Below are 25506 nucleotides of genomic sequence, written 5' to 3' on the forward strand. Positions count from 1 at the left end.
AAGCTCTCGCTCTTACTGTTAACGTGCAGCTGCATACCATTCGCAATAACGTCGGAGGACGTTGGACATGGCGGTTTACACGCTCCCGGAGCTTCCGTACGACTACGCGTCGCTCGCCCCGGTCATCAGCCCCGAGATCATCGAGCTGCACCACGACAAGCACCACGCGGCGTACGTGAAGGGCGCGAACGACACGCTGGAGCAGCTCGCCGAGGCGCGGGACAAGGAGTCGTGGGGCTCGATCAACGGCCTGGAGAAGAATCTGGCCTTCCACCTCTCCGGCCACATCCTGCACTCGATCTACTGGCACAACATGACGGGCGAGGGCGGCGGCGAGCCGCTGGAGAAGGACGGCGTGGGCGAACTCGCGGACGCCATCGCCGAGTCCTTCGGCTCCTTCGCCAACTTCAAGGCCCAGCTGTCCAAGGCATCGGCCACGACCCAGGGTTCCGGCTGGGGCGTGCTCGCCTACGAGCCGCTCAGCGGGCGCCTCATCGTCGAGCAGGTCTACGACCACCAGGGCAACGTCGGCCAGGGCTCGACGCCGATCCTGGTGTTCGACGCCTGGGAGCACGCCTTCTACCTCCAGTACCGGAACCAGAAGGTCGACTTCATCGAGGCCATGTGGCAGGTCGTCAACTGGCAGGACGTGGCCAAGCGCTACGCCGCCGCCAAGGAGCGCGGCAACAGCCTGCTGCTGGCGCCGTGATGCCGTAGCACGCAGCGGATGTCCTGCTCGTGATCGTCTTCTCAACCTTCACGGCAGGCGGCCCCACGAAGGGCTCCCACAAGTACGTGACTTGTGGGAGTCCTTCGCGATCTCGTGCCGCAGCGCCCTACTGCGCACCCGAACTCTGGGGCCTCGATCCCTCGGGCGCGACAGTCTCCCCCTGAATCACCCGGGGTGCCCCGGGAGCCTCGTCGTCCTTCATCGCTCCGGCCTCGGCCTTCAGGATGCGCGCCGACTTGCCCGCCGAACGGGCGAGTTCGGGAAGCTTCTTCGCGCAGAGGACGGCGATGACGACGAGGAGGAGGATCGCGAGTTCGCTCAGTCCGAACATGTGGGTCCCGTCCTTCCGGTGAGGTGGGAGAGGTGTTGGGCAGGTGGAGCAAGGGATCAAGCGTCCCACGGCCGAGCAGGGCCGCCGTCGGACGTCGAGACCGAATTCGGCGGCGATCCCGGCGAGCCCGGAGGCGTAACCATGTCCAACCGCTCGGAACTTCCACTCGGCGCGGTGGCGGTACAACTCCCCGAACCCGATGGCCGTCTCGGTCGAGGTCGAGGCGTCCTCGGACAGGTCGCAGCGGGCGATCTCGGCGCCGCCGGCCTGGTTGACGATGGGGATGAAGGCGTCCGCTGCCCGACGGCTGGTCGGACCCCGAGGTGCGGGCAGCCGTGCCGTACGACGGGATCGTCTGCAAGTCGGCCATCCCGGCGCTGTGCGCGGTGGTCGTAGCCTGCGGACGGACCCTGTGGTGCCACGGCCGGGTCCGCCGTCACGCCCATCGGGCGCTCGCCGGGCTGCCGGGCACGGGTGTGGTCGTACTCCCCGACGAGGTGCCGTACGCGTACGCGCTGCCGGGTGGCCGGCGGGACCGGGCGGTGGTGACGTCAGGGCTGCTGGACTGCCTCAAACCCGCCGAACGCCGGGCGCTCTTCGCTCACGAACGGGCGCATCTGACCGCGCGGCACCACCGGTCCCTGCTCGCCGTCCAACTGGCCGCGCGGGTCGATCCGTTCCTGCGCCCGCTGCGCACAGCGGCCTCGTACACAGCGGAAACGCTGGGCGGACGAAGAGGCGGCCCCGGCCGTCGGCAGCCGCCGGACGGTGGCGAGCGCGATCGGCAGGGCGGGGCTGGTGTCGCGGGGCACTCCCGTCGCGACGCTGCCGGGCTTCACGGCGGCGCGCCCGGTGCCGCGCCGGGTGGCCGCACTGCTCGGGCCCCCTCCGCAGGGCCGTCGTCGGCCGTCGCTGTTCACCTCGGTGGGCCTGGTGACGTGGTGCGCGGCCGCGGGGACGGCCGTCTCGGCGGTGACGATGGTCCTCATCCTGCGCGCGGCGACGCCACAGTGAACGCGGGGGGCCCGCGTGGGCGTTGGCTTTCCCGAGCGGCTGTCGAGGGGCGCCCGGGAATTTTGCCGGTTCGTGCGCTCCAGGCAACGGATGTTGCGAAGATCGTCGTCTGTTCAGGGTGAGGGGTCAGGGCTTCGGCCATTCATCTATTGAGGGGGCGCAGGGTGACGGGGACGGGGAAACGCCGACGCATGCCGGGCGGCGAGGGGAAGACCCGGTTGACGCGGCGAGGGAGGATCCTGGCGTGGGGGGTGGGGGTGACGTCGGCCGTCGTCCTCGGAGTCGCCGGGGTGGGCGCCTGGGTCTACCAGGACCTCAACGACAACATCAAGTCCGCCGACATCGATGACAAGATCGGCGGGGACCGGCCCGAGAACCTCAGCCCGGGCTCGAAGAACATCCTGGTCGTCGGCTCCGACAGCCGCGACGGCGCCAACGCCGAGTACGGCAAGGACCTGACCACCATGCAGTCGGACACGCTGATGGTGCTGCACGTCCCCGCGAACCGGGAATGGGCCACGGTGGTCTCGTTCCCCCGTGACTCCTGGGTGGAGGTACCGGCCTGCGACAAGGGTGACGGGAGCACCTCCGCGCCGCACCACTACAAGATCAACGAGGCGTTCGCACTCGGTGGCACCAGCGGCGAGGTCGCCGGCGCGGCCGCCTGCTCCATCAAGACGGTCGAGGCCAACACGGGTCTGCGGATAGACCACTTCATGTCCGTCGACTTCCAGGGCTTCAAGGGCATGGTGGACGCCCTGGACGGCATCGAGGTCTGCCCCGAGCAGGCCATCCACTCCAAGAAGGCACGACTGGACATGGATCCCGGCTGCCAGACGGTCGGGGGCGAGAAGGCGCTGGGCTATGTGCGCGTCCGCTACGGCGTCGGCGACGGGTCCGACATCGGACGCATCGGACGCCAGCAGGAGTTCATGGATGCCCTCGCCGAGAAGGCACAGGCCAAACTGACCAGCCCGAAGGCGCTCTACGGATTCCTGCAGTCGGCCACCAAGTCCTTGACCACGGACCCCGATCTGGCCGGCATCAAGCCGCTGTACGGCCTCGCCTCGGAGCTCAAGGGAATCCCGAGCGACCGTCTGACGTTCCTCACGGTCCCCAACTACCCGCGCGAGGCCGACGTGGTGTCCGACAAGGCCAACGTGGTCTGGCAGTACCCGCAGGCCACCGAGCTGTTCGCCTCCCTGGCCAGGGACAAGGAGGTCGACAAGAAACGCCTTGAGGCGGACGCGAAGAACCCCGTGTACGCCTCCTCCGTGCGCGTCCAGGTCCTCAACGGCACGGGGGTCTCCGGGCTGGCCGGCACCGTGGCGCAGAAGCTGCGCGCGGCCGGCGTCACCGTCGCGGGCACGGGCAACGCCCCCCAGAACAGCGGCACTACGAAGGTCACCTACCCGCCGGGCCTGGAGAAGCAGGCCCAGGCGCTCGCCGCACGGCTGCCGGGGGTCCGGGCCACGCCGGACTCGGCCGCGGGGGCCGGTGCGGTCACCCTGGTCGTCGGCAAGGACCTCGACCTCGACGACATCCGCTGAGCCGTGGCGCCGGGGCGGACGCGAGCCGATCGGGCGGACGCCGCCCGCCCCGGCGGCAGCCGGCGGCGACTGCGTCCGCGCGAGGGAGATGAGCCGGCCGGGTCAGATGCGTCCGCGCGAGGGAGATGAGCCGGCCGGGTCAGAGGTCGAACTCGTGCGGCGGCAGGTCGAGCGCGTAGCCGGCCTCCCGCACCACGGCCTGCTCGTCCTTGTCGAAGTCGCCGTCGGCTCCGCCGATGACGATGCCGATCCTTCCTCGCCTGTGTGCCAGGGCGCCGGACCTGGTTCACGGTGCTGGGCCCCGGCACGCTGGCGGGCTTCCTGCTGCACGGGTTCGTGGCGCAGGCGGCCAAGTACTTCGGCTGGTACGACCACGCCTGGATCCGGCAACCCGTAGGTGAGCTCACCGTCACACTGCTCGCGGTCGCGGTCATGTCCGTGCTGTGTGCCCCCGCACTCCAGCGGGTCTTCCGCGGTGCGACGGAATCCCTGGCACAGCTGGCGCCTGTGGGCCGGCCCGCCCGACAACCGAGCTGACGCCGGCCGGAGCCGGCCTGGCGGCCTCCTGCCCATCAGAGTCCGTGCACGGGCTACGGACGTTGTCGGCAGTGTTCGTGCAGGTCCGGCCACAGGCGTTTGTGCAGGTCCGCCACCAGGAAGGATGGGAGTTGGGCCTGATGGCGGGAGCGGCTGGGAGGGGATGCCGGAGCCGGCCGTGTGCGGTGCCGAGCAGATGTGGATGCCCGCCGCTGTTCACCTCGCCCCGCACGTCACACCTGGCCCGGCACAGACACCCCGTGGCTCCGGCTGCCCCACCGCCCCACCCGCTCAAGGACGGCGACCAGTACGGGGAAGGGAGAGCCATGCCTCAGTCCGACGACGAGGGTCTGGGTTCGCTCGAAGCACGACTTGCGCGTGAAGATCCCCGCTTCGCCCGGGCGCTGGGCGCCGGACGGCCCACCCGGCCCCGCGAGTACCGCCGCACCGGCGCCTGGTGGCTGCTGGCGGGCGCGGTTGCCGTACTGGTCACCGGAATCGTCGTGGCCGACGGACTGCTCATCGCCGCCGGGCTCGTCCTCACCGGCATCGCCGGGCAGCTCTTCGACCCGCAACGCCCGCGCACCGGGCGCCGCTGCCCACCGCGTCGCTGACGCGCCGGACGGGAAGCCCGCAGGTACGCCAACGTCAGGACAGCGCAGAGATGCTGCTGTTGGTCGTGTTCGGCCTCGCTCTGCTCGTCGCGGGCGTCGCCCAGCAGCTCCAAGTGTCCGCGGTCGTCGGTGCGTTCCTGGTCGGCATCGCGCTGTCCGGCGAGGTAGCCGAAGGGGCCGGCAGCCTCCTCACCCCGCTGCGGGACCTGTTCGCCGCGGTGTTCTTCGTCTTCTTCGGCTTGCACACCGGCCCCGGGGACATCCCGCCCGCACTGGTACGCGCCCTCGCCTTGGCCGCCGTCACCGCCCTCACGAAGATCGCCACCGGCTACTGGGCCGCCCGACGCGCCGGCATCTCACGCCAGGGACGCCGGCGGCAGGCGGAACCCTGGGGGCGCGGGGCGAGTTCTCCATCGTCACCGCCGGACTCACCGTCGGCGTCGAACCGCCGTGGCCGAGGGGCCGCAGAAGTACGACGAGACCGACCCGGCACCGCGCCAGGCGGCGGGGGAGTTGTTCGCGCGCTTCGAGAACCGGCACGTTCCGTTCACCACGAAGGACGGGCGGATGGTGTGCATCGCCCCCGGCGATCAGGACGGGCGCCCTCACTCACTTCGGCAGGCTCGCGCACGCCGCCACCGGCGTGGGCCAGGTCGCCGTAGGCCGGCCGGCAGGGCGCGGTCGGCATCGGACACAGCTACGAAGAGGCCCTCAACGCCCTGTACGTGGCCCAGCGCATGGGCCTCGACGACCCTCTGCTCCGGGCAGCCGACCTGCTCGTCTTCCCCGTACCGGCCCGCGACCGGCAGGCGCTGGTCGACCTGGTCCACACACCCTGGGCCCGCTGGAGCGGGCGCGCGGCGCAGCGCAGCCGTTGCTCGACACGCTCACCGCGTACTTCGACACCGGCTGCGTGGCCGCCGCCGCGGCCCGGCATCTGTCGCCAGGCGTCCGCGCGCTGACGTACCGGCCGGCCCGTATCCGCACCCTGACCGGCAGCGACCCCACCGATCCCGCCGACCGATACGCCCTGCACACGGCGGTCATCGGCGCCCGCCTCCTGGACTGGCCGAACAGACCTGCCTGAGCTCCGGATTCAGCCCTGGTGGCTGCGACCGCTCACGACCGGCCGACGGTGTCCTGATCGTCCACCGCAGCGAGCGGCTCCGCAGGCGGTGCCTCCCTCGCGGCCGGTACGTGCGCCGTCGGCGCGGGCTTGCCCAGGCGGGCCGTCAGGCGCATGGCCACCGGTTCGGTGAAGCGGGCGGTGAGCGGACCGACGATGACCAGGATGAGGACGTAGGCGGTGGCGAGCGGGCCGAGGGAAGGCTCGATGCCCGCGGTCACGGCGAGCCCTGCGATGACGATGGAGAACTCACCGCGGGCCACCAGCGTTCCACCCGCGCGCCAGCGGCCCTTGGCGGAGATCCCGGCGCGCTTGGCCGCCCAGTAACCCGTGGCGATCTTCGTGAGGGCGGTGACGACTGCCAGGGCCAGCGCGGGCAGCAGCACCGGCGGGATGCTCGCGGGGTCGGTGTGCAGACCGAAGAAGACGAAGAACACGGCGGCGAACAGGTCCCGCAGAGGCGCCAGGAGATTGTGCGCGCCTTCGGCTACCTCGCCGGACAGCGCGATGCCGACCAGGAACGCACCGACCGCCGCCGACACTTGGAGCTGCTGGGCGATGCCCGCGACCAGCAGGGTCAGGCCGAGTACCACCAGGAGCAGCTTCTCGGGGTCGTCGCTGGAGACGAAACGGGAGATGTGGCGGCCGTAGCGCACCGCGAGCAGGAGAACGAGTCCGGCGACGCCCAGCGCGATGGCGAGGGTGACGCTGCCCGCCGCGAGACCGGCCCCGGCGAGCAGGGCGGTGATGATCGGCAGGTACACGGCCATGGAGAGGTCTTCGAGGACCAGGATGCTGAGGATGACCGGCGTTTCGCGGTTGCCGAGTCGTCCGAGGTCGCCGAGGACCTTCGCGATGACGCCGGAGGACGAGATCCAGGTGACACCGGCCAGGACGACGGCGGCGACCGGGCCCCAGCCCAGCAGCACGGCCATCGCCGCGCCGGGCAGGGCGTTGAGCGCGGCGTCGACGAGGCCTGCCGGGTACTGCGTCTTGAGGTTGGAGACCAGGTCACTGGCCGTGTACTCGAGGCCGAGCATCAACAGCAGCAGAATCACACCGATCTCGGCGCCGATGGCGACGAACTCCTCGCTGGTGCCGAGCGGGAGCAGGCCGCCCTCGCCGAAGGCGAGGCCGGCCAGCAGGTACAGGGGTATCGGGGAGAACTGGAAACGGGCGGCGAACCGGCCGAGCAGGCCCAGGCCGAGGATGATGGCGCCGAACTCTATGAGGAAGACAGCGGAGGAGTGCACGGCGTCACTCCCGTCCGAGTATCGCGGCGGCCGCCTCCACGCCCTCGCGGGTGCCGATCACGATCAGGGTGTCACCGCCCGCCAGCCGGAAGTCCGGCGCCGGCGCGGGGATGGCCTCGGCGCGGCGCAGTACGGCCACGATGGACACGCCGGTCTCGGTACGCATCCGGGTCTCGCCCAGCACCCGCCCGTTCCAGTGCGAGGTGGCCGACAACTCGATCCGCTCGGCCACCAGGCCGAGGTCGGTCGTGGACAGCAGGTTCGGGCTGTGGTGCGCCGGCATCAGCGCGTCGATGAGGGCCTCCGCCTCGCCCGACGTCATCCGCACCGACAGCGCACAGGCGTCAGGATCGTCCTGCTGGTACGCGTTCAGCGTCCGCGACCCGTCCCGGTGCGCGACCACCGACAGGCGACGCTGCTCCCGGGTGGTGAGGTCGTAACGGACCCCGATCCCCGGCAACGGCGTACTGCTCAGGCGTGGAGCGCCCACCACGTCCCCCTGTCTCGTTCCGGTGTTTCTTTGGACAACCTTTAATGACACCCTAACGAGCGCCCGGAGCCGACCGCCGGGCAGGTGAGACCCGGGGCCGCCTGGAACAATGGGTTCGGCTGGATCGGCGAGATCGGGGAGTCCGGGGAGTCCGGGGAGGAAACGTCAGCATGATCGAATGGGTGTCGCTCAGCTCCGGGTCCAGGCCCGTTCCCCGGCCCGTCGCCACCCCGCTGGTGTGGGCCGCGGCCTTCGGCGGTGCCTCGGTACTGGTGGCACTCCTCAACTCCCTCGTGGGCACCGACCGACCCGGGCTCGCCCTGGCCTTACTGTCCCTGCTGGCCGCCCTGCTGGGCCTGTGCGCCCGCTTCACCGCGGCTCCCGGCACGGCACTGCTGTGCTGGCTGTTCCTCAACGGCTTCGCCATCCCGCCCGCCGGGATCCTCACCTGGGTCGGGCACCGCGACACCTTCTGGCTGACCTGTCTGCTCGCCGCGGCCCTGGTCGGTACGGCCCTGGCACGCCTGCTTCACGCACGGGCCGCGTATCGCCGCCTCACCGGCGGGCTCGGGCCCGCGCCGCGGGGCACCGGCGATGGGCCGCACGACGTCAGATAGCGTCGAGGGGCGCTCGATCGGCGGAGTCGGCGACCCTCCTGCGACGCGGGCGCGCAAGGCCGGCCGGCAACGCCGACCGATCCAGCGGCGCCGCCTTCTCAATTTCTCACCGGTGCAGGCGAAGCACTCCACGGCGAGGGAGTTCCCGCATCACCTCGCCGGCGCGCCGCAACGCATGGTGCTTGCCCGTATCACGGACCTGTTCGCCGGTCAGACTGCCCAGCGGGCGTACGGGTTGCCTCCGGGGCCGGTGCCGTCTGCGATTCCGCGTACGTGGGGGTCATCGCGCGACCGCCCGGATGGCGCAGGGCGCACAGGAAGCCGACGCCCAGGGCGATCGCCATGCCGTAGAACACCCACTGGTTGGCCTCGGCGAAGTCCATCCGCACCGCGTCCATCGCATCGCGCAGAGCCGTGGCGGCAGGTCCGGTGCCCGTGGGTGAACTGTTGTCGCCCGTGCCCGTGATGGACTCACTGATGTCGCGGGCCACGTCTTCCGCCACGTTCGGCGGCAGGCCGCGGGCTTCCATGGTCTTCGTCACGTTGGAGTTGGTGACGTGTGTCAGCACGGTGCCGAGGACGGCCAGACCCACGCTCGCCGCGTAGTTGCGTACCGTCTGGGTGATTCCCGTGACCTCCCCGTACGAGGGGCCGATCGCCCGGTTGACGGCGTCCGTGGAGGCGGGCGCGAGGATGAAACCGATGCCCGCACCGGCAAGGGCCGCGTACGGCCACTGGTCGTGCATGCTCAGGTCGGTGAGTTTGTCGGCCCACAGGGCGAAGCCGACGCAGCCCAGGACGCAGCCGATCTTCAGCGCCGGGCGGGCGCCCTGCTTGTCGAGGATCCGGCCGCCCCACTGCGAGGCGATCGCGAAGCCCGCGAAGAAGTACAGCAGGAACAGGGCCGCCTGGTTCGGTGAGGCACTCAGACACACCTGGGCGTACACGGAGGCGAAGAAGAACAGCGGGACGAAGGCCAGCATGGCGAAGAACAGCACCGCCGTGTCCACCGTGAACGCCCGGTCCTTGAAGACACGCAGGTCGATCAGCGGATGGCGCACCCGCCGCTCGTAGGCGACGAACGCGCAGAGCACCACGAGACCGCCGACGATGCAGGCCCAGGTTGCCGCGCTGTCCCATCCCCAGGACCACGCCTGCTGAAAGCCGAGGACGCTCAGACCCATGCCCACGACGATCAGAACGGCACCCCGGACGTCGAGTGTGCCGGGTCGGCGCCGGTCGGCGATGTGAGCGAATGCCGTCAGGGCCAGGGCCACGACGGCCACGGGGACGTTGACCCAGAACACGGCGCGCCAGGTCCAGTTCGTCAGCCAGCCGCCCAGGAGAGGCCCGATGGCCGTCAGTGCGCCGGAGATCCCGAAGAACAGGGCGAGGGCACGTCCGCGTCGCTCGCGCGGGAACACCGCCACCACCACGGCCAGCGCCGCGGGGAACAGCAGCGCCGCCCCGAACCCTTGGGCGGCCCGGAAACCGATCAGCCAGCCCTGTGCGGCGTCGCCCTTGGGGACGCACCCGCACAGCACCGACGAGATGACGAACACCAGCGTGCCCGCCACGACGACCCGGCGCGGCCCGTAGAGGTCCGCGAGGCGGCCGCCCAGGGCGAAGAAGGCGGCCAGGGAGAGCAGGTAGGCGTTCACGACCCACTGCATCCCCGAAGCTGACAGACCCAGTTCACGGACGATGTCCGGGGCGGCGATGGCGACGATGGTCTGGTCGATGAACGTCATCGCGACCGCGAACATCATTGCCGTGAGCGCCACAGTCTGTCGTGGTGCCGACTTGGGGTCGGACGCGGCTCGGCCGCGCCCCAGGTAGGTGCCACTCACCCGTCCAGTCTGCGCCGGACCGGGCGACGCCGCATCACAAGCGGCTCCTGCCGGTGGCGCCCGGCCCCGCGCCCCTGGCCCGCTCGGTCGGACGTCCGGGCCGCGTCCCGATGGCGCGGCGGGCCCACATCGGACCGGCGTCGTCCTCTCGGCCCACGGCGACAGCGACCGACTCCCCGGCCGTGAACACCCCGGCCATGGCGAGGAGATGACCTCAGGGACCGGCCAAAGGGCCACACCTTATGGGCCGTTGCCCAGGGGAAGGGGGCCGACACCGAACACGGGTCACTCCAGGCGCCGCTTCGGCCGGCTCGGCGCCGCCCTCGGACTTGCCGGTGGTGTCGGCGCGCTGCGGCTCTGGTTCGCAGGGGCGTGACCGCAGCACCGCCGGCGGATGAGGACGCCGGCCGAAGGCGCTCCCTGAGTTGAGAATCCTTGGACCGGCGGGCTGCTCTTCCGCGTAGGGTCTCGATCATGTTCAGGTCAGGGGTGGGGTTCCTCGCGTTGTTCGGGCTCGGATGGTGGCTGCTGGGCTCGAGCGCATTCGACGGGCTGATGCGGCAGATCCTGGTCGTAGCCGGCTGTGCCGTCACGGTGGGGCTGATGCTAGCCTCGCGCCGTTTCCTTCCCCCATCGGCAGGAGGCCCGTTCCCCGCCGGCCGACGTCGGCGGTTCAACCAGATCAACGGGCTCCAGTGGCTGCTGATCATCGCCATCGCCGCGGTCTGCCGCCAGGCCGGCGTGCCGGAGCTCATTCCCCCACTGGTCGCGGTTGTCGTTGGGCTGCACTTCCTGCCCTTGGCGGCGGTGTTCGCGCAGCCCCAACTGCGCATACCTGCGGCCCTGTTGATCGCCGCCGGGGCGGCGGGCGTGATCGTCTGGCTCACGGACGGCCCCGACGGGACCGTTCGCCTCGTGGTGGGCCTTGCTTCTGCGCTCTCCCTGTGGGGCATGGCGACATGGACTGTCGCAGGGGTGGCATCCGCTGCCGAGCGCAGGGCAGGAGGGGCATCCGCTGCCGAGCACAAGGCAGGAAATGAGGTACCCGGCGACGCGTGACAGATCGCCTACACCCTTCCGGCCCCCTCGCTGGTCTGATTCCCCGGGGTGTTCATGGGATCCGATCAGCAGATCGCCTTCTTTCTCAGGGCGTTGAGGACCGGCGACACGTGGCGGCGAGCGGCCGCGGCGAAAGGACTGGGGAGGGTCGGACGGGACGAGCACGCGTGGGTGCTCGTCGGATCGGCGGACGACCCCGCGCCCGAGGTGCGTGAGGCCGTGGCCATGGGGCTCGGCAGGAGCGGGGTCGCCGAGGCGGGCCGCACCGTGCTGCCCGGCCTGATGGGCGACGAGGATCCGTGGGTACGGCGCCGGGCCTCGCGCGCCGCGATCCGGCTCGGGCTCGACGACCAGGCGGTCGTGAACGCCTTCTCAGGCTTGCTCCGCGACCCCGACCATCACCTGCGGATCAACGCCCTGGACGGCTTGGCGGCCCTGGGTGTGCCGGGCGATGTCACCGGCCTCGTGGCGCTTCTGGGCGATCCGGAAGGAGCTGTGTGGGGACGTGCCCGTGCACTCGTGTGGCGCTTCCAGGACGACCCGGCTGTCAGCGCGGAGCTGATCCGCACGGCCGAACAGGGCGCACCGCACGCTCGCGTGCAGGCTCTCGAACTGCTGCCCAGGCACTCCACCGTGCGCCTGCTCGATTCGCTGGTCACAGGGCTGCGCGACACAGCGGCCCAGGTGCGGATCGCGGTGACGCGCCGGCTGCTCGACGTCGAGGACGCGCACGCCCAGGATGCCTTGGTGGGGGCACTGGAGGACGAACGGGACGCGAACGTCGCGGACTTCTTGCTGCACGCTCTCGGCGAGCGCGGTGAGGAACGGGTCACCGGACCGGCGACGCGATGGCTCGCCGACCCCGCCGCCGGACCGTCTGCCGCGTACGCGCTGGGAGCCGCGGGGACGCGGACCGCCGCGGGCGCGCTGCGTACGGCAGTCACCGACCCCGAGCTGCCCGGCCGTACCCGTGCGGCCGCTGCGAAAGCCGTTGGGGAAGCGGGGCGGTGGGACGCCGTCTGGCTGCTGCTGCCGCTGCTGGACGACCCCGACGGTGACGTGCGAGCGGGTGCCGTGGACGGCCTGGGCGCGCTGGTGCAGCAGGGGCTGCGCTTCTGGGAACGCCATGCTGTGGCCTGGGCGTTGGTGGCCCACCTCGTCGCCGACCCCAACACGGTCTGGCAGACGCACAACGCCCTCATAGGCCTGGCGGAGGCGCTGCCCGACCTGCGGCAGACGGTGGACAGGACTCCTTCGGCCGAGGTGCGGGCCGCCGCGCTCTCGCTGCTGGACACCTACAACGCCACCGACGAGAACACCGGTCAGGACCTGGCGCGCTTCGTCCATGCCCTGGACGACCCGGACGAGACGGTCCGCTTCCACGCCGCGGAGGGCCTCGCGCACTGGCTGGTGGACACCGGGAACCCGCCGCAGGACGAGGAGCGGCTGCGCAACCGGCTCACCGCGCTCGCCTCAAAGGCCGCCGAGGCGGAGACGCGCGCGGCGGCCGACGAGGCGCTTCGGGCACTGGACAGGCGCGGCCCCGCCTGCTCGTGACGGCGGCTCAGGCCGGGACCGCGCCTGTCGTCGTGGATCAGGTCCTGGTCAGGATCCGCCCGAGGCCTTGCTCCGGTTTTCCGGCACGGCGTCGCCGGCGAGTGCGTTGCCGCGGCCGTAGTGATGGGTGGTGAACATGTAGAGCAGGCCGGTGCCCAGGACCACCGCGCCGCACAGCAGGACGATCCAGTTCTCCCACCAGGACTTCTCCGGGGTGCGGGCCCAGCAGATGTTGATGATGGCGAGGATGCCGTAGGCCAGCGCGGCGATGTTCACCGTGAGACCCCAGCGGCCCAGGGTGAACTCCCCCGCCGGTTTCCAGCCCTTGAGCCGGGCGCGCAGCGCGGCCAGGACCACCATCTGGAACGAGCCGTAGATGCCGAGGATCGCGAACGAGACGATGTTGGTGAGCGCGTCCTCGGAGAGCAGTGACGCGAAGGCGATGAGCAGCGGCACCGCCGCGGACACGAACAGCGCCCAGCTCGGCACCGCACGGGCGTGGACGAACCGCCGCAGCAGCCGGTGTCCGACGATCATCTCGTCCCGGGCGTAGGAGTAGATGAGCCGCCCGGCCGCGGCCTGGAGGCTGATCGTGCAGGACAGGAAGGAGATCAGCACCACGGCCATCACCATCCGCGCCCCGGTCTCGCCCATGGCGTCGTACAGCACGTCCACCACCGGGTCGGCCTGCTCGCCCGAGATGATCGCGTTGAAGTCAGTGACCGACAGCAGCAGCGACATACAGGTGAACGTGGCCGCCGCGCCGCCGATGTAGATGGTGCGGCGCATCGCGCGGGGGATGACCCGGCCCGGGTGGGCGACCTCCTCGGCGGTGTCGCCGCACGCCTCGAAGCCGTAGTACTGGTAGAGGCCGATGATGCCGGCTGCCAGGAACGCCGGCAGGTAGGAGCCGTCTCCCTCGACGCCGTAGGTGTCGAAGATGACGCCGAGGTTCTGGTGGCGGTGGGTGGACAGCAGGTAGACGCCGACGACGAGGGCGCCGATGAGCTCGCCGGCGAAACCGATGAGCGCCGCCGTCGACAGTGCCTTGGTGCCCATGTAGTTGACGAGGATGGCGACGACGATGAGCACGGCGGTGCACAGCACGGTGGTGTGCACGGTGGCGTCGAAGCCGAAGAGGATGGCGATGTAGGGGCCGGCGCCGTACGCGACGGAGGTGATGGTCACCAGCAGCGCCCACATGTACACCCAGCCGGTCATCCACGCCCAGCGCTTGCCCCACAGCCGCCGAGCCCAGGGGTAGACGCCGCCTGCGATCGGGTACTGGGCGACGATCTCCCCGAAGATCAGCGCGACGAGGAACTGGCCGCAGCCGGCGACCAGGAACGCCCAGATCATCGGCGGTCCGCCGTCGGCGATCGCGATGCCGAAGAGGGTGTAGGTGCCCACCACCGGGGAGAGGTAGGTGAAGCCGAGGGCGAAGTTGGCCCAGGGGCTCATGTCCTTGCGGAACTCCGAGCCCGGTTCCCCTCCGGGGACGCCGGAGGCCGGTGCGGGAGGCTGCGTGCCGGTCACCGCAGCACCTCTCTTTCGATGTGGCCGAGGCGGCCGGTGCCGGCGGCCTTCGGAGCGTCGGGGGCGCCCGTACGGCGCGTACCCACCGGGTGGTACACGATGTGCGCGGTGGTGGGGGCCATGGGTGCCTTTCTTCGGTGGCCGTCGTGCCACGGGCGAGCGGCCTTGCGTCGGTTGTTCTTGTGCCTCGTGCCTTGTGCCTTGTGCCTTGTGCCTTGTGCCTCGTGCCTCGTGCTTCGTGGCGAGCGGCGTGCTGCCTTGCCTCAGCCCTTGAACCAACCGGAGCGGGCAGGAGCGAGGTTCTGGTAGATGTGCTTGGCTTCCTGGTACTCGCGCAGCCCGGTGGGACCCAACTCGCGCCCGACACCGGAGCGGCCGAATCCACCCCACTCGGCCTGCGGCACGTAGGGGTGGAAGTCGTTGATCCATACGGTGCCGTGGCGCAGCCGCTGTGCGACGCGCTGGGCACGGCTCGCGTCGGAGGTCCACACGCCGCCCGCCAGGCCGTAGCGGGTGTCGTTGGCCAGCTCCACCGCCTCGTCCTCGGTACGGAAGCGCTCGACGGTGACGACCGGGCCGAAGACCTCCTCCTGGACGATGCGCATGGAGCGCTCGCAGTCGGCGAAGATGGTCGGCAGCAGGAAGAAGCCGTTGCTCAGGGCCGGGTCGTCGGGGCGGGTGCCGCCGGTGACGAGCCGGGCGCCCTCCCTCTTGCCGATGGCGATGTAGCTCTCGACCTTCTCGCGGTGCTCGGCGGAGCTGAGCGGGCCGCTCTCGGTGCCCTCCTCCAGGCCGTTGCCGAGCCGGATCTGCCGCGCACGGTCGGCGTAGGCCTCGACGAACCGGTCGTGCAGGGAGTCCTCGACGAGCAGGCGCGAACCGGCCGAGCAGACCTGCCCGGAGTGCAGGAAGGCGGCGTCGAGCGCGTAGTCGACGGCGGCGTCGAAGTCGGCGTCCGCGAAGACGATGTTGGGGTTCTTGCCGCCCAGCTCCAGGGCGATGTTCCGCGGCCCCTCGGAGGCGCTGGCCATGATGGCGCGTCCGGTGTTCAGACCGCCGGTGAAGGACACCAGGTCCACGTCGGGGTGGCTGGTCAGTGCCGCGCCGACGGTCGCGCCGGAGCCCAGCACGAGGTTGGCGACGCCGGGCGGCGCGCCGGCCTCCGCGATGAGCCGGATCATCGCGATCGTGGTGAGGGGCGTGACCTCGCTGGGCTTGAGGACGAAGGTGTTGCCGGCGGCCAGCGCGGGTGCCACCTTCCAGGAGGCCTGGAGCAGCGGGTAGTTCCAGGGGGCGATGAGCGCGCACACACCGACCGGCTGGTAGACGACGCGGCTGAGGACGTCCGGACCGACGTCCACGACCCGTCCGCCGTCCTTGCCCGCGAGCTCGGCGAAATAGCGGAAGGCGTTCGCCACGTCCTCCACGTCGATACGGGCCTCGGTGAGCGTCTTGCCCGTGTCGAGCGTCTCGGTGCGGGCGATCTCCTCCTGATCGCGCATCAGCAGGTCGCGCACGCGCAGCAGGAGGTCGGCCCGGCGGCGGGACGGAGCGTTCGCCCAGTCTCCCTCGTCGAATGCACGCCGCGCGGCGCGCACCGCGCGGTCCACGTCGGTGGCGTCGGCCTCGTCGACCGTGGTGACGACAGAGGCGTCGTAGGGATTGACCACCTCCCGCCGCCCACCGGCCGTGGCCTGTGTCCACTCGCCGTCGATGTACAGCTCACCCACCGCGGGGCCTCCTTCGCATCCGGCCGGTGCCGATCGGCTCGACGGTCAGCAACATGGCCCATCGGGCGGGCGTCGGCCACGTGGCGCACCGCCGCGCTTGCGTCCGGGTGGCCCAGAGGACCCAGGTGGGCTAGGGCGTATTGCGAAATCGGCCTCTGCCACGCGACGCCCGGCAGACTCCCTCACCGCCTGGACGGCGCGGGAGGGACCCACTCGCACCGGCTGCCGCGCGGCGGCCCTTCGCGCGACGAGGCCCCCGGGCAACGGGCCCCGGGGATCTTTCCCGTGGGGCCGTCCGCCGTAGGCCATGGTGGCACCGCTCACGGCATCCTTTCCCCCGCCCGGTCCTGCTCGTCCGGGGCCACCATCGCCTGGGTGAGCGGAATCCGCGCCAGAGCGAGGACGCCGGCGGCGATCAGCGCGACGCCGAACAGCTGGGGCAGCAGCCACCACCCGGAGCGGATGGTCTCCTCGTACAGGGTGATGCCGAGGGCGAGGCTCACCAGTGCGTCGCCGAGGGTGAGCGCCGGCTGCGAGGCGACCAGCGGACCGGCCTGCATCGCGTTCTCCAGCAGGAACAGCGCGCACACGCCGGTCGCGGCGAAGCCGTACGTCTGCCAGGCGGAGAGGAAACCGCCGAGTCCCTGCTCTTCGAAGATGTGCGTGGAGGCTTTCATCAGCGCCGCGGTCACCGCGTAACTGATCGCCGTCGCGGCGCCCAGACACGCCGCGCGGGCACGGCCTTCCGGACGGCGCAGTGCGGCGAGAGCGAGGCCGGCGACCAGCCCCATGCAGACGGCGAGCGCGGGAATCCAGCGGTCCAGCTCCACGTGCGTGCGATTGCCGCTGGGGGAGGCGGCGGCGAGCGCCACCGCCAGCCCGGCCACCACCACGGCGACGGCCAGCCAGCCCCTGCCCGGCAGATGGCGGTGCATCAGCAGCGACGCGACGATGAGGGTGAGCGGCAGTTCCAGGATGAACAGCGGCTGCACGATCGTCAGCGGGCCGGTCGCCAGCGCGAGCGCCTGGCAGACCGCGGCGGCGATCACCGCGAGGATGCCGGCCAGCCAGACGGGGCGTCGCAGCAGGTCGAGGATGAGCCCCGCCCGGAACCCTTTGGAGCTCGGCACGGTGAGCGCCGCCTTGCGCTGCAGCACCGTCGCGACGGCGTTGCTCAGCGCCGCGCAGATCGCGAAGAGGACCGAGAGCGGAGTGTGCAGCGTGGTCACCTCCCGGATCGGCGGCCGCGCGACGCCGATCGGCTTCCGCCCGACATGGTCGGCCTGGTTTCTCCGGCCATGGTCGCCCGGGCGGGCGCCCGTCCGCGATCGGAGGCCGGGGCTGCGGGCGGTGGAGATCGGCCGGGTGGATGAGCGCGTCGCACTACCTGCGTCCGTTCGCCGTCGTGGCAGAGGAGCTCAACTCGCAGGCGGCCCGCTGACTGCCATGACGGCCTGGCCGCTCAGTCGGCGGATCAAGCATCTCCAGCGCGAACTCGGGCACGAGCCCTTCGAGCCGACCACACATCGCGCCGACCCCGGCGGGCTGCTGCCTGGTGCCGGGGGATCTTCGGCGGGAACGGGATCGGCACCGGCGAGAGCGCCTTCGTCTGATTGCGTCCATTCAATGTGGGCGATTGCGTGTAGTGCGCGTGCGCAAGTAATCTCGTGGGGTACACAGCCACCGAATCCGTATGTGAAAGGGGCTGCCAGGCATGCAGATCGATCTGAAGGGCCGCACGGCGCTGGTCACCGGTTCCACCCAGGGGATCGGTGCGGCGATCGCCGCCGGACTGGGCCGCGCGGGAGCCCGGGTGGGCGTCAACGGCCGTAGCCCGGAGCGTATCGAGCAGAGCGTCGCCGAGCTGGCCAAGCAGGTGCCCGGCGCCGAGTGGGTGCCGGTGCCGGCGGACGTGACCACGCAAGAGGGCGCGGACCAGGTGGCCGAGACGCTGCCCGACGTGGACATCCTCGTCAACAACCTCGGCATCTTCGGCTCGGCCGACCCCCTGGAGATCAGCGACGAGGAGTGGCGGCGCTACTTCGAGGTGAACGTGCTGTCCGCCGTACGGCTGACTCGGCTGTTCCTGCCGGGCATGACCGAACGCGGTTGGGGACGCGTGCAGTACATCGCCAGTGACTCGGCGATCGTCACCCCGGCCGAGATGATCCACTACGGCATGTCCAAGACCTCGCTGCTCGCGGTCAGCCGGGGATTCGCCAAGCACGCCGCCGGTACGGGCGTCACGGTGAACTCCGTCATCGCCGGACCCACCCACACGGGCGGGGTGGAGGACTTCGTCTACGAACTGGTCGACCGGAACCTGCCCTGGGACGAGGCCCAGCGGGCATTCATGCGCAAGCACCGGCCGCAGAGCCTGCTGCAACGCCTGATCGAACCGGAGGAGATCGCCAACATGGTGGTCTACCTCAGCTCCGACCAGGCCTCGGCCACCACCGGAGGCGCGGTGCGGGTGGACGGCGGGTACGTCGACTCCATCCTGCCGTGACGGAACGGGGAGGCGCTCCGCCGGCCGGTGTGTCGTCCCGCTCGCGCGGGAGCGGCTCCTCGAGCAGCAGCTGATCCGTCGTGGGAGTCACACGCTGCCGGTGAACAGGCCGTGAAAGCCGTACGGGACGATGTGCGGGGCCTGCGCCCGGGCCAGTACGTCGAGCGTGCGGGCGGACAGGACCAGCAGGGACGAGGAGCCGTTCGCGGAGTCGAGGACCAGGGACAGGAGCACTCCGTCGTCCTCGTCGGCCGCGTCCGGTGCGGGGACGAAGACCGGCTCGCCGGGGTAGCAGCCCTCCTGGTGCCAGGTCCGGGTCCCGCCCGTCCGTGTGTCGGCTTTGACGAGCTGGTTGATGAAATCGTCCTCGCGGCCTTCGAGGGAGCTCACGCCGTACGCGTACCGGTATGCGCGCCCGTTGTGCCGCTCGTAGGCGATGCGCGGCAGTTCCATGGACTCCTGCGCCAGCTGCTCGGTCTCGACGCGGCCGGTGCGCAGGCCGATCCGGAAGCGGGTGGGATACGCGACCGGAACCCCCCGGCCCGCCCGCAGCCGGTCCAGGTAGAGCGCGTCGATCACCGAGGCGTCGGAGTAGGCGCACAGGTCGAGGACCAGGTCACCGTCGCGGTTGTCGTCCGCCCAGGCGTTGATGTGGTGGAAGGCGAAGCACGCCGTCGTCTCGTACACCCCGCGCACGCCGCCCTCGTGCTGGTCGAAGACGATGAAGCGGGTGCCCTGCTCCGGATCCCAGCGGTAGTTCTCGATGAACGGCCGGCCGCTGAGGATCAGGCTGAGCGGGTTCACGGTGAGCGGGAACTCGGCCAGGACGACGTACCGGGCGGTGATCGCGAAGCTGTGCATGTACCCGGGCCTGGTCACCGGGTGACGGCCGATCAGCTCGCGCTTCGTGCCCGTCGTCGGCTGACGGTAGACGCGGTACTCGCTGCGCCGCGCGAAATGCGTCAGCTGGTTCACCAGATCACCGGTGCCGGGGTCCTGGTGCGGGTGGGCGGTGGTGACCTGGCCCTTCAGCGTGTCCTCGTAGCCGACGACACCGGCGGTCGTGAGCGTCTCGGGGTCGAACTCCACCGGCAGCGGCGTCTCGGTCAGCGCCACGAAGCGCTCGCCGAACCGGGCCACGCTGACGTTGGTGTTCGTCACCTCCGGACGGGAGAAGACGCTGAAGAAGCGGGCGAACAGCGAGCGGCACGGGTCGGTGGCGAACTCCGGATAGGCGATCCGGCCCGACTCGCGGGCGGCCCTGCTGCTGGGAGTGTCCACGAACTTGTTCGTGTAGGCGACCTGGCCGTCCCCGAAGGCGAAGCGGTGCAGCATGGCCTGGCCGTCGAACCAGTGCCGGAACGGCCTGCCCGCTGCCCCGTCGCCGGCCTCGAAGCGTGCCGGGCCGTTGCGCAGCAGACTGCCGCGCAGCCACGTCGGCAGGGTGCCTTCGACCGGCAGTTTCTGGTCGCTGACCTCGGTGTCGAGGGTGCGGAACCCGGCCGCGTAACCCTTCTGCGTGTTCATGCGGATCACCCCACGGTCCATAGTGGACTATCGTGTACGCCACCCAGGCCAGCACAGTCCACAGTGGAATGTCAAGGGAAGGCTCATGCCCGGTACCGAACTCAATGCGAGCGCGGCCTCGCTGCTGGGATTCCTGCATGCGGGCGACGCCAGCGGCTATGAACTGGTGAAGCTCGCCGAGAAGCTGATCGGCGACTTCTGGACCCTGACCCGCAGTCAGGTGTACCGGGAGCTGGCCACGCTGGCGGATCGTGGCCTGGTACGTGCCGGGCCGGCCGGACCGCGGGCACGGCAGCCCTACCGGCTCACCGACGAAGGCCGTGCGGCGTTCGCCGAGTGGGTCACCCGCCCGCCGGGCACCGAGCAGATCCGCTATCCCCTGCTGCTCACCATCGCCTTCGGATCGGCCGTGGAGCGCGAGCGGCTGCTGGAGTTCGTCACCGAGCACCGTGCCCTGCACGAGAGCCGGCTGGCCGGCTACCGGGAACGCGCCGCGGCCGGCGGCCTCGACGCGTATCAGCGGGCGACCCTCGCCTTCGGGCTGCGCTACGAGGAAGCCGTCCTGGAGTGGATGGACGAGCTGCCCGGGATCCTCGCCGACACCTGAGGCGCCGTGCGCGTCACGCGGTGCCGGTCACCGCCGTGGGAGGTCAGGTACCCGGTTCCCGGTGGGGCTCCGGCAGCGGCTGCTCGGCCCAGATGGTCTTGCTGTTGCGGCCGTAGCGCGTGCCCCACCGTTCGGCCAGCTGGGCCACCAGGAACAGGCCGCGGCCGCCCTCGTCGGTGCTGCTGGCCTGGCGCAGGTGGGGCGAGGTGCTGCTGCTGTCGGAGACCTCGCAGATCAGCTGGCCGTCACGGATCAGCCGGAGCACGACCGGGCCGCCGGCGTACCGGTAGGCGTTCGTGACGAGCTCGCTCACGATGAGTTCGGTGGTGAAGGCGAACTCCTCCAGCCCCCACTCGGTCAGCTGATCCGTCACCAGCGCCCGGGCCCGGGCGGCCGCGGTGGCCTCGGCCGACAGCTCCCAGGTGGCCACCTGATCCACCGCCAGCACCCGGGTCCGGCCCAGCAGCAGCGTGACGTCGTCGGCGGACCGGTCGGGCAGCATCGCGTCCTCCACCGCCTTGCACGTGTGCTCCAGCGACTGTGCCGGACCGGACAGCGCGGTACGCAGCAGGTCCAGCCCCTGGTCGATGTCGCGCCCGTCGGCCAGGAGGAGACCGTCGCTGTACAGAGCGATCAGGCTGCCCTCCTCCAGCTCGAGCTCGGCCGTCTCGAACGGCAGCCCGCCGAGGCCGAGCGGTGGCCCGGCGGGCAGGTCGAGCGGGCGGACCTGGCCGTCCGGCCCCAGCACGGTCGGCGGCGGGTGACCCGCGCGGGACATGGCGCAGTGCCGGGAGACGGGGTCGTAGATCGCGTACAGGCACGTTCCACCAAGGATCTGGGGCGTGTTCGCCTCGATCTGCTGCTGTTCGGTGGCCAACTGATCCACCAGGTCGTCGAGTCGGGCGAGGACCTCGTCCGGAGCCAGGTCGAGGTGGGCCAAGGTGCGCACTGCGGCGCGCATCCGGCCCATGGTCGCCGAGGCGTGCATGCCGTGGCCGACCACGTCGCCGACGACCAGCGCGACGCGCAGTCCCGACAACGGGATGACGTCGAACCAGTCGCCACCGACCCCGGCGGAGGCCAGCGCGGGCAGATACCGGTGGGCGGTCTCGACCGCCGGGTGCTCGGGCACCTCACTCGGCAGCAGGCTGCGCTGGAGGGCTTCCGCGGCCTGGTGCTGCTGGGTGTAACGGCGGGCGTTGTCGATGCAGACGGCGGCCCTGGCGGCGAACTCCTCCGCCAGCGTGAGGTCGTCCTCCTCGAAGGGCTCGGGCCGCTGCGAGCGCCACAGGCAGACCAGGCCGAGGATGACACCGCGCGCGGTGAGCGGCACCACGATCAGGGAGTGGACCCCCATCGCGAGTGCCCTCTGGGCCCGTGCCGGGTCGGCGGAGAACCATCCGGAGACGGCATTGAGGGTGGGCTGCAGGATCGGACGCCGCTCGGCCAGACAGCGGGCCGGTGCCGTCCCGTCGGGAAAATGGAACAGGTGGCCGACGGGATACATCACCTTCTGCGCGTCGGGCCGGACGCTGCGGACCGCCATCCTGCGCAGTGGGCCCTTGGCGTCGGGCGCCGGTTCCTCACCGCGGGTCACGGGCTCCAGCAGATCCACCGAGAGGGCGTCGGCGAGTTCGGGAACCGCCGACTCGGCCAGCTCACGTGCCGTAGTGGCCACGTCCAGGGTGCTGCCGATCCTGGCGCCGGCCTCGTTGAGCAGCGCGAGCCGGCGACGGGCCCGATGGCGGTCGGTCACGTCCTCGACGATCTCCGTGACGCCCAGCACCTTTCCGGACGGGTCCTGCATCCGGAAGGCGGAGATGGAGATGAACAGTTCCTTGCGGGGGTCGCTCAGCAGCCGGGCCGGCTGCTCGGCGAAGATCACGGGCCGGCCCGTCTCCAGGACCGACCGCAGTTTTTCCTCGGCGAGCTCCGCGTCCATGCCGAAGAGGAACTCGGCGGCGCGGCGCCCGCGGTACTCCTCGGGCGCCAGTCCGCCGAACCGCGCGACGGCCCGGTTCACCCGCAGCACGCGCAGGTCCGGACCGAGCACCACGACACCCACGGGCGACCGGCTGAACAGGCCGTCCAGTACGGCCCCGTCGATCTCCCACTGGACGATGGCCTCGGCGCGCGAGCCGACCAGAAACCACTCGACGCTGGAGTCCAGCCGGTGCACACACCGGGCCCTGAACCCCACGTACACGCGGTGGCCCGCGCGGTGCCGGACCGGCAGCACTCCGAACCAGCCGCCCTCCCGCAGGCATGCGTAAGTCGCCTCGGCGACCGCGGCCTCGTCCCCGCTGTCCACCAGGACGTCGCGGACCAGCCGGCCCAGCACCTCGTCCGCCCGGTGCCCGAGCAGTGTGGTGGCCTGCTCGCTCCAGGCGACGATCCGTCCGCTCCTGTCCACCGCGGCGGAGGCGGACCGGTGGATCGAGAACGGATCCTCCGGGCTCTCGCTGAGCGTCTTCGGGGATGTGTCGGTCATCGCCCACCCGTCCCGCGCCGTTCGCGGGGCCGTGCTGCGGCCCCGGGGCGCTCCTACCGTTCGGCATGCCTGGCAGCGGCTCAGTCCCAGTATCGGGTGTCCGGGCACAGCCTGCCTCGGGTGCTGCTCCTGAAGGGGCCGGCGGCCGACGTCACCGGGGCAGTGCCCGGGCGAGGAGCACCGCCACGTCGTCGTCGGCGCCCTCGGGCATGACGTGGGCCAGGAGGTCGTCGCAGACCATCGCCAGCGGGCGGCCGGGATGCCGCAGTGCCTGAGCCAGCCGGCGCATGCCCTGGTCGAGGTCGGTGCCGCGGGTCTCGATCAGGCCGTCGGTGTACATCACCAGAAGACCGTGCACAGGGAGGACCACCTGCTGGACCTCGCAGTCCTTGCGGCCGACACCGAGGGGCGGGCCCGCGGGGCAGTCCAGGAAGGTGACCGTTCCGTGCTCGTCGGCGACCACGGGCGGCGGGTGCCCCGCCCTGGTGATCAGGCAGCGGCCGGTCCCGGGATCGTGGACGGCGTACAGGCAGGTGGCCATCTCGTTGTCCCCCAGATCCGCCACCACGGCGTCCAGGGCGGGCAGCACCTGGCCGGGCGTGGGATCCCGGCGGGCCAGGGTCCGTACCGCGGTGCGCAGCTGCCCCATCACGGCCGCCGCGTGGATGCCGTGCCCCATCACGTCCCCGATCACCAGGACGGTCCGGCCGTCCGCCAGGGCGACGGCGTCGAACCAGTCGCCGCCGACCTCGTGGTCACCGGCCGGCAGATAGCGCCCGGTGAGTTCCAGCCCGTCGACGGGAGGCAGGACCGGGTTCATCAGGCTGCGCTGCAGGGTCAGGGCCGCGTCGCGCTCCCGGCTGTACATGCGCGCGTTGTCGATGTTCAGTGCCGCCCGGGCGACCAGTTCGTCGATCAGCAGCGTGTCCTGGTCGTCGAACGGCCCGCGCTGCCGGGTCCGGGTGACGACGACCGCGCCGAGCACGCTGCCGCGGGCCACCAGTGGGATCAGGCGCGCCGCGCCCACATGGGTGCGCAGGTAGGCGCGCAGCCGGTCGACGCCCGGGTCAGTGATCATGGGGCCGATGTCGGACAGGAACAGGTTCATGGGCCGCCCCGCCGTGATGACCTGCTCGTACACCGAGCCCAGCGGGACCTGCTGGGTCATGCCGACGGCGAGTTGGTCGGCCGGCGCGGCCGGATCGGTGAAGGACGCCGCGGCGCGGCGCACCACGCCGTGCGCCGATGCCGCGGTCTCGTCCGGGGCCACCGCCTCCTCCAGCAACTGCACGTCGGCTGAATCGGCCAACCGGGGCACCAGGACGCGGACCACCTCCTGCGCCGTCTGCGTCAGATCCAGCGTGGAACCCATCTGCGTGCCCGCCTCCGCCAGCAGCGCGAGCCGCCGCCGCGCCCGCTCCGCCTCCAGATGGGCGTGCTGTCCCTCCGTGATGTCGATCAGCGAAGCGATCAGTCCGATCCGCCGGCCGGCGCCGTCGAGCAAGGGAGCGTAGGAGCAGGACCACGTCCGCAGCAGATCCGGCTTGCTCCTGCTGTACGCGGAGTGGCGGGAGTCCACCACCGCCTCACCCCGGTCGAGGACCTGCCGCATCACCGACTCCAGCGCGTCGGTGCCGGGGGCGACCTCGGTCACGCGCCGGCCGACGTGGTCTGCCACCGGTACGCCGTCCATGCGGGCCAGCGCCTGGTTGACCCGGAGGAAACGCAGGTCGGAGCCGAGCATGGCCAGGCCGATCGGGGACTGGGTGAACAGCCCCTCCAGCGCCGCCAGCGCATCGCGCATCTGCTCCACGGCGGTGGTCTCCGCCGCGATGGCCATCACACCCGTCCGCTGCGGTCCGTCCGCGATGGGGCAGATCCACATGTCCATGTCGACCAGATGCCCGTCACGATGCCGGACCGGCAGCCGCGCGACCACCGCCGCGCCCGCCTGCACGGACCGGGTGAGCCGATCGGCCAGTTCGCGGTTCTCCTCGGGCACGAGGACACGGTTGACGTTCTGGCCCACCACCTGCTCCGGGGTGTGACCCAGCAGGTCGTGGGCGGCGAGCGACCACTGCGCCATACGTCCCTCGGAATCGGCCACCCACAGGGCGAGCGGCAGCAGATCCTGGAACACCCCCGGGTGTCCCACCCCGGACGTGCTCCGGTTCGGGGTTTCGCCGACCGCGTCGTGCGCATGCGCACCGTAGGGACTGGCGCTGGTCATAGGGGCACCTCGCTCACCCGGCTCCGGTCCCGCCGCGCCCCGGGGTCCGCGACCGACCGACGCCACCCTTGACCACAGGAGGCTCAAGGACAGCGTAGGCCCGTCCGGCCGCCCGGGTGTCGGTGGTGCGCTGTGACAGGTTGCGGAA

The 25506-nt window shown here is 71.2% G+C and carries 20 protein-coding genes and 5 pseudogenes; 12 read left to right on the forward strand and 13 right to left on the reverse strand.

Annotated features, from left to right (window positions below; genetic code table 11):
• Positions 1-67: 67 nt before the first annotated feature.
• Positions 68-709, forward strand: coding sequence for a superoxide dismutase (locus ACFY5C_RS32175; protein ID WP_369275373.1), 642 nt, complete (start codon positions 68-70; stop codon positions 707-709).
• Positions 710-836: 127 nt separating this feature from the next.
• Here ACFY5C_RS32175 and ACFY5C_RS32180 read toward each other — a convergent pair whose 3' ends face one another.
• Positions 837-1061 carry a twin-arginine translocase TatA/TatE family subunit gene (locus tag ACFY5C_RS32180; protein WP_389450863.1) on the reverse strand — a complete coding sequence of 75 codons (225 nt, stop codon included), beginning with the start codon at positions 1059-1061 and terminating at the stop codon, positions 837-839.
• Between the two features lie 90 nt (positions 1062-1151).
• A pseudogene (locus tag ACFY5C_RS32185) lies at positions 1152-1346 on the reverse strand (TerD family protein); the annotation flags it as partial.
• Positions 1347-1354: 8 nt separating this feature from the next.
• Here ACFY5C_RS32185 and ACFY5C_RS32190 point away from each other — a divergent pair.
• Together ACFY5C_RS32190 and ACFY5C_RS32195 are read left to right on the forward strand one after the other, a co-directional pair.
• Positions 1355-2075, forward strand: a pseudogene (locus ACFY5C_RS32190) (M56 family metallopeptidase); the annotation flags it as partial.
• 191 nt (positions 2076-2266) lie between these two features.
• A complete protein-coding gene (locus ACFY5C_RS32195; protein ID WP_389450866.1) occupies positions 2267-3625 on the forward strand; it encodes an LCP family protein in 1359 nt (452 codons plus the stop codon).
• A 139-nt stretch (positions 3626-3764) separates the two neighbouring features.
• Here the strand turns inward: ACFY5C_RS32195 and ACFY5C_RS32200 are convergent.
• Positions 3765-3878: pseudogene (locus ACFY5C_RS32200) on the reverse strand (TerB family tellurite resistance protein); the annotation flags it as partial.
• A gap of 11 nt (positions 3879-3889) precedes the next feature.
• Here ACFY5C_RS32200 and ACFY5C_RS32205 point away from each other — a divergent pair.
• The 4 genes and pseudogenes from ACFY5C_RS32205 to ACFY5C_RS32220 form a co-directional block, all read left to right on the forward strand.
• Positions 3890-4162, forward strand: a complete 273-nt coding sequence (locus ACFY5C_RS32205) for a hypothetical protein (protein ID WP_389450869.1) — start codon at positions 3890-3892, stop codon at positions 4160-4162.
• A gap of 326 nt (positions 4163-4488) precedes the next feature.
• Positions 4489-4776: a DUF3040 domain-containing protein gene (locus ACFY5C_RS32210; RefSeq protein WP_389450872.1), complete on the forward strand. Its 288-nt coding sequence runs from the start codon at positions 4489-4491 to the stop codon at positions 4774-4776.
• A 38-nt stretch (positions 4777-4814) separates the two neighbouring features.
• Positions 4815-5224: pseudogene (locus tag ACFY5C_RS32215) on the forward strand (cation:proton antiporter); the annotation flags it as partial.
• Positions 5200-5863, forward strand: a pseudogene (locus ACFY5C_RS32220) (PucR family transcriptional regulator); the annotation flags it as partial. The pseudogenes ACFY5C_RS32215 and ACFY5C_RS32220, both read left to right, overlap by 25 nt.
• Positions 5864-5895: 32 nt before the next feature.
• Here ACFY5C_RS32220 and ACFY5C_RS32225 read toward each other — a convergent pair.
• Both ACFY5C_RS32225 and ACFY5C_RS32230 read right to left on the reverse strand, forming a co-directional pair.
• The gene (locus tag ACFY5C_RS32225) at positions 5896-7155 is read right to left on the reverse strand and encodes a cation:proton antiporter (RefSeq protein WP_389450875.1); all 1260 of its coding nucleotides are present in this window, start codon (positions 7153-7155) and stop codon (positions 5896-5898) included.
• Between the two features lie 4 nt (positions 7156-7159).
• The gene (locus tag ACFY5C_RS32230) at positions 7160-7645 is read right to left on the reverse strand and encodes a cation:proton antiporter regulatory subunit (RefSeq protein WP_389450877.1); all 486 of its coding nucleotides are present in this window, start codon (positions 7643-7645) and stop codon (positions 7160-7162) included.
• Positions 7646-7815: 170 nt separating this feature from the next.
• Between ACFY5C_RS32230 and ACFY5C_RS32235 the strand changes: the two genes are divergently transcribed.
• Positions 7816-8262: a hypothetical protein gene (locus ACFY5C_RS32235; protein WP_389450880.1), complete on the forward strand. Its 447-nt coding sequence runs from the start codon at positions 7816-7818 to the stop codon at positions 8260-8262.
• Positions 8263-8453: 191 nt separating this feature from the next.
• On the opposite strand, the gene ACFY5C_RS32240 is transcribed toward ACFY5C_RS32235, so the two are convergent.
• Positions 8454-10031 carry an MFS transporter gene (locus ACFY5C_RS32240; RefSeq protein WP_389451196.1) on the reverse strand — a complete coding sequence of 526 codons (1578 nt, stop codon included), beginning with the start codon at positions 10029-10031 and terminating at the stop codon, positions 8454-8456.
• Between the two features lie 555 nt (positions 10032-10586).
• Here ACFY5C_RS32240 and ACFY5C_RS32245 point away from each other — a divergent pair.
• The gene (locus tag ACFY5C_RS32245) at positions 10587-11171 is read left to right on the forward strand and encodes a hypothetical protein (protein WP_389450883.1); all 585 of its coding nucleotides are present in this window, start codon (positions 10587-10589) and stop codon (positions 11169-11171) included.
• Positions 11172-11225: 54 nt separating this feature from the next.
• Complete coding sequence (locus ACFY5C_RS32250; RefSeq protein ID WP_389450886.1) at positions 11226-12728, forward strand: HEAT repeat domain-containing protein; 1503 nt, start codon at positions 11226-11228, stop codon at positions 12726-12728.
• Between the two features lie 48 nt (positions 12729-12776).
• On the opposite strand, the gene ACFY5C_RS32255 is transcribed toward ACFY5C_RS32250, so the two are convergent.
• From ACFY5C_RS32255 to ACFY5C_RS32270, 4 genes are all read right to left on the reverse strand, one after another.
• Positions 12777-14264, reverse strand: a complete 1488-nt coding sequence (locus tag ACFY5C_RS32255) for an APC family permease (protein ID WP_389450888.1) — start codon at positions 14262-14264, stop codon at positions 12777-12779.
• Positions 14261-14386, reverse strand: a complete 126-nt coding sequence (locus ACFY5C_RS32260; protein WP_389450891.1) for a hypothetical protein — start codon at positions 14384-14386, stop codon at positions 14261-14263. The genes ACFY5C_RS32255 and ACFY5C_RS32260 overlap by 4 nt, the downstream gene beginning before the upstream one ends.
• Before the next feature lie 141 nt (positions 14387-14527).
• Positions 14528-15994 (reverse strand): aldehyde dehydrogenase family protein, encoded by a 1467-nt coding sequence (locus ACFY5C_RS32265; protein ID WP_389450893.1) that lies wholly within the window; start codon positions 15992-15994, stop codon positions 14528-14530.
• Positions 15995-16314: 320 nt separating this feature from the next.
• Positions 16315-17223 carry a DMT family transporter gene (locus ACFY5C_RS32270; RefSeq protein WP_389450896.1) on the reverse strand — a complete coding sequence of 303 codons (909 nt, stop codon included), beginning with the start codon at positions 17221-17223 and terminating at the stop codon, positions 16315-16317.
• 485 nt (positions 17224-17708) lie between these two features.
• On the opposite strand from ACFY5C_RS32270, the gene ACFY5C_RS32275 reads away from it, so the two are divergent.
• A complete protein-coding gene (locus tag ACFY5C_RS32275; protein WP_389450900.1) occupies positions 17709-18503 on the forward strand; it encodes an SDR family NAD(P)-dependent oxidoreductase in 795 nt (264 codons plus the stop codon).
• Between the two features lie 87 nt (positions 18504-18590).
• Here the strand turns inward: ACFY5C_RS32275 and ACFY5C_RS32280 are convergent, their stop codons facing one another.
• Positions 18591-20030: a carotenoid oxygenase family protein gene (locus ACFY5C_RS32280; RefSeq protein ID WP_389450903.1), complete on the reverse strand. Its 1440-nt coding sequence runs from the start codon at positions 20028-20030 to the stop codon at positions 18591-18593.
• 85 nt (positions 20031-20115) lie between these two features.
• Between ACFY5C_RS32280 and ACFY5C_RS32285 the strand changes: the two genes are divergently transcribed.
• Positions 20116-20637: a PadR family transcriptional regulator gene (locus ACFY5C_RS32285; RefSeq protein ID WP_389450906.1), complete on the forward strand. Its 522-nt coding sequence runs from the start codon at positions 20116-20118 to the stop codon at positions 20635-20637.
• A gap of 43 nt (positions 20638-20680) precedes the next feature.
• Here ACFY5C_RS32285 and ACFY5C_RS32290 read toward each other — a convergent pair whose 3' ends face one another.
• Entirely contained in the window at positions 20681-23128 is a 2448-nt protein-coding gene (locus ACFY5C_RS32290) for a SpoIIE family protein phosphatase (RefSeq protein WP_389450909.1), read from the reverse strand.
• Positions 23129-23279: 151 nt separating this feature from the next.
• Complete coding sequence (locus ACFY5C_RS32295) at positions 23280-25358, reverse strand: SpoIIE family protein phosphatase (protein WP_389450912.1); 2079 nt, start codon at positions 25356-25358, stop codon at positions 23280-23282.
• Between the last annotated feature and the right edge of the window lie 148 nt (positions 25359-25506).

The sequence above is a fragment of the Streptomyces sp. NPDC012935 genome, from assembly GCF_042900345.1.
In the GTDB taxonomy this organism is placed as follows: Bacteria; Actinomycetota; Actinomycetes; order Streptomycetales; family Streptomycetaceae; genus Streptomyces.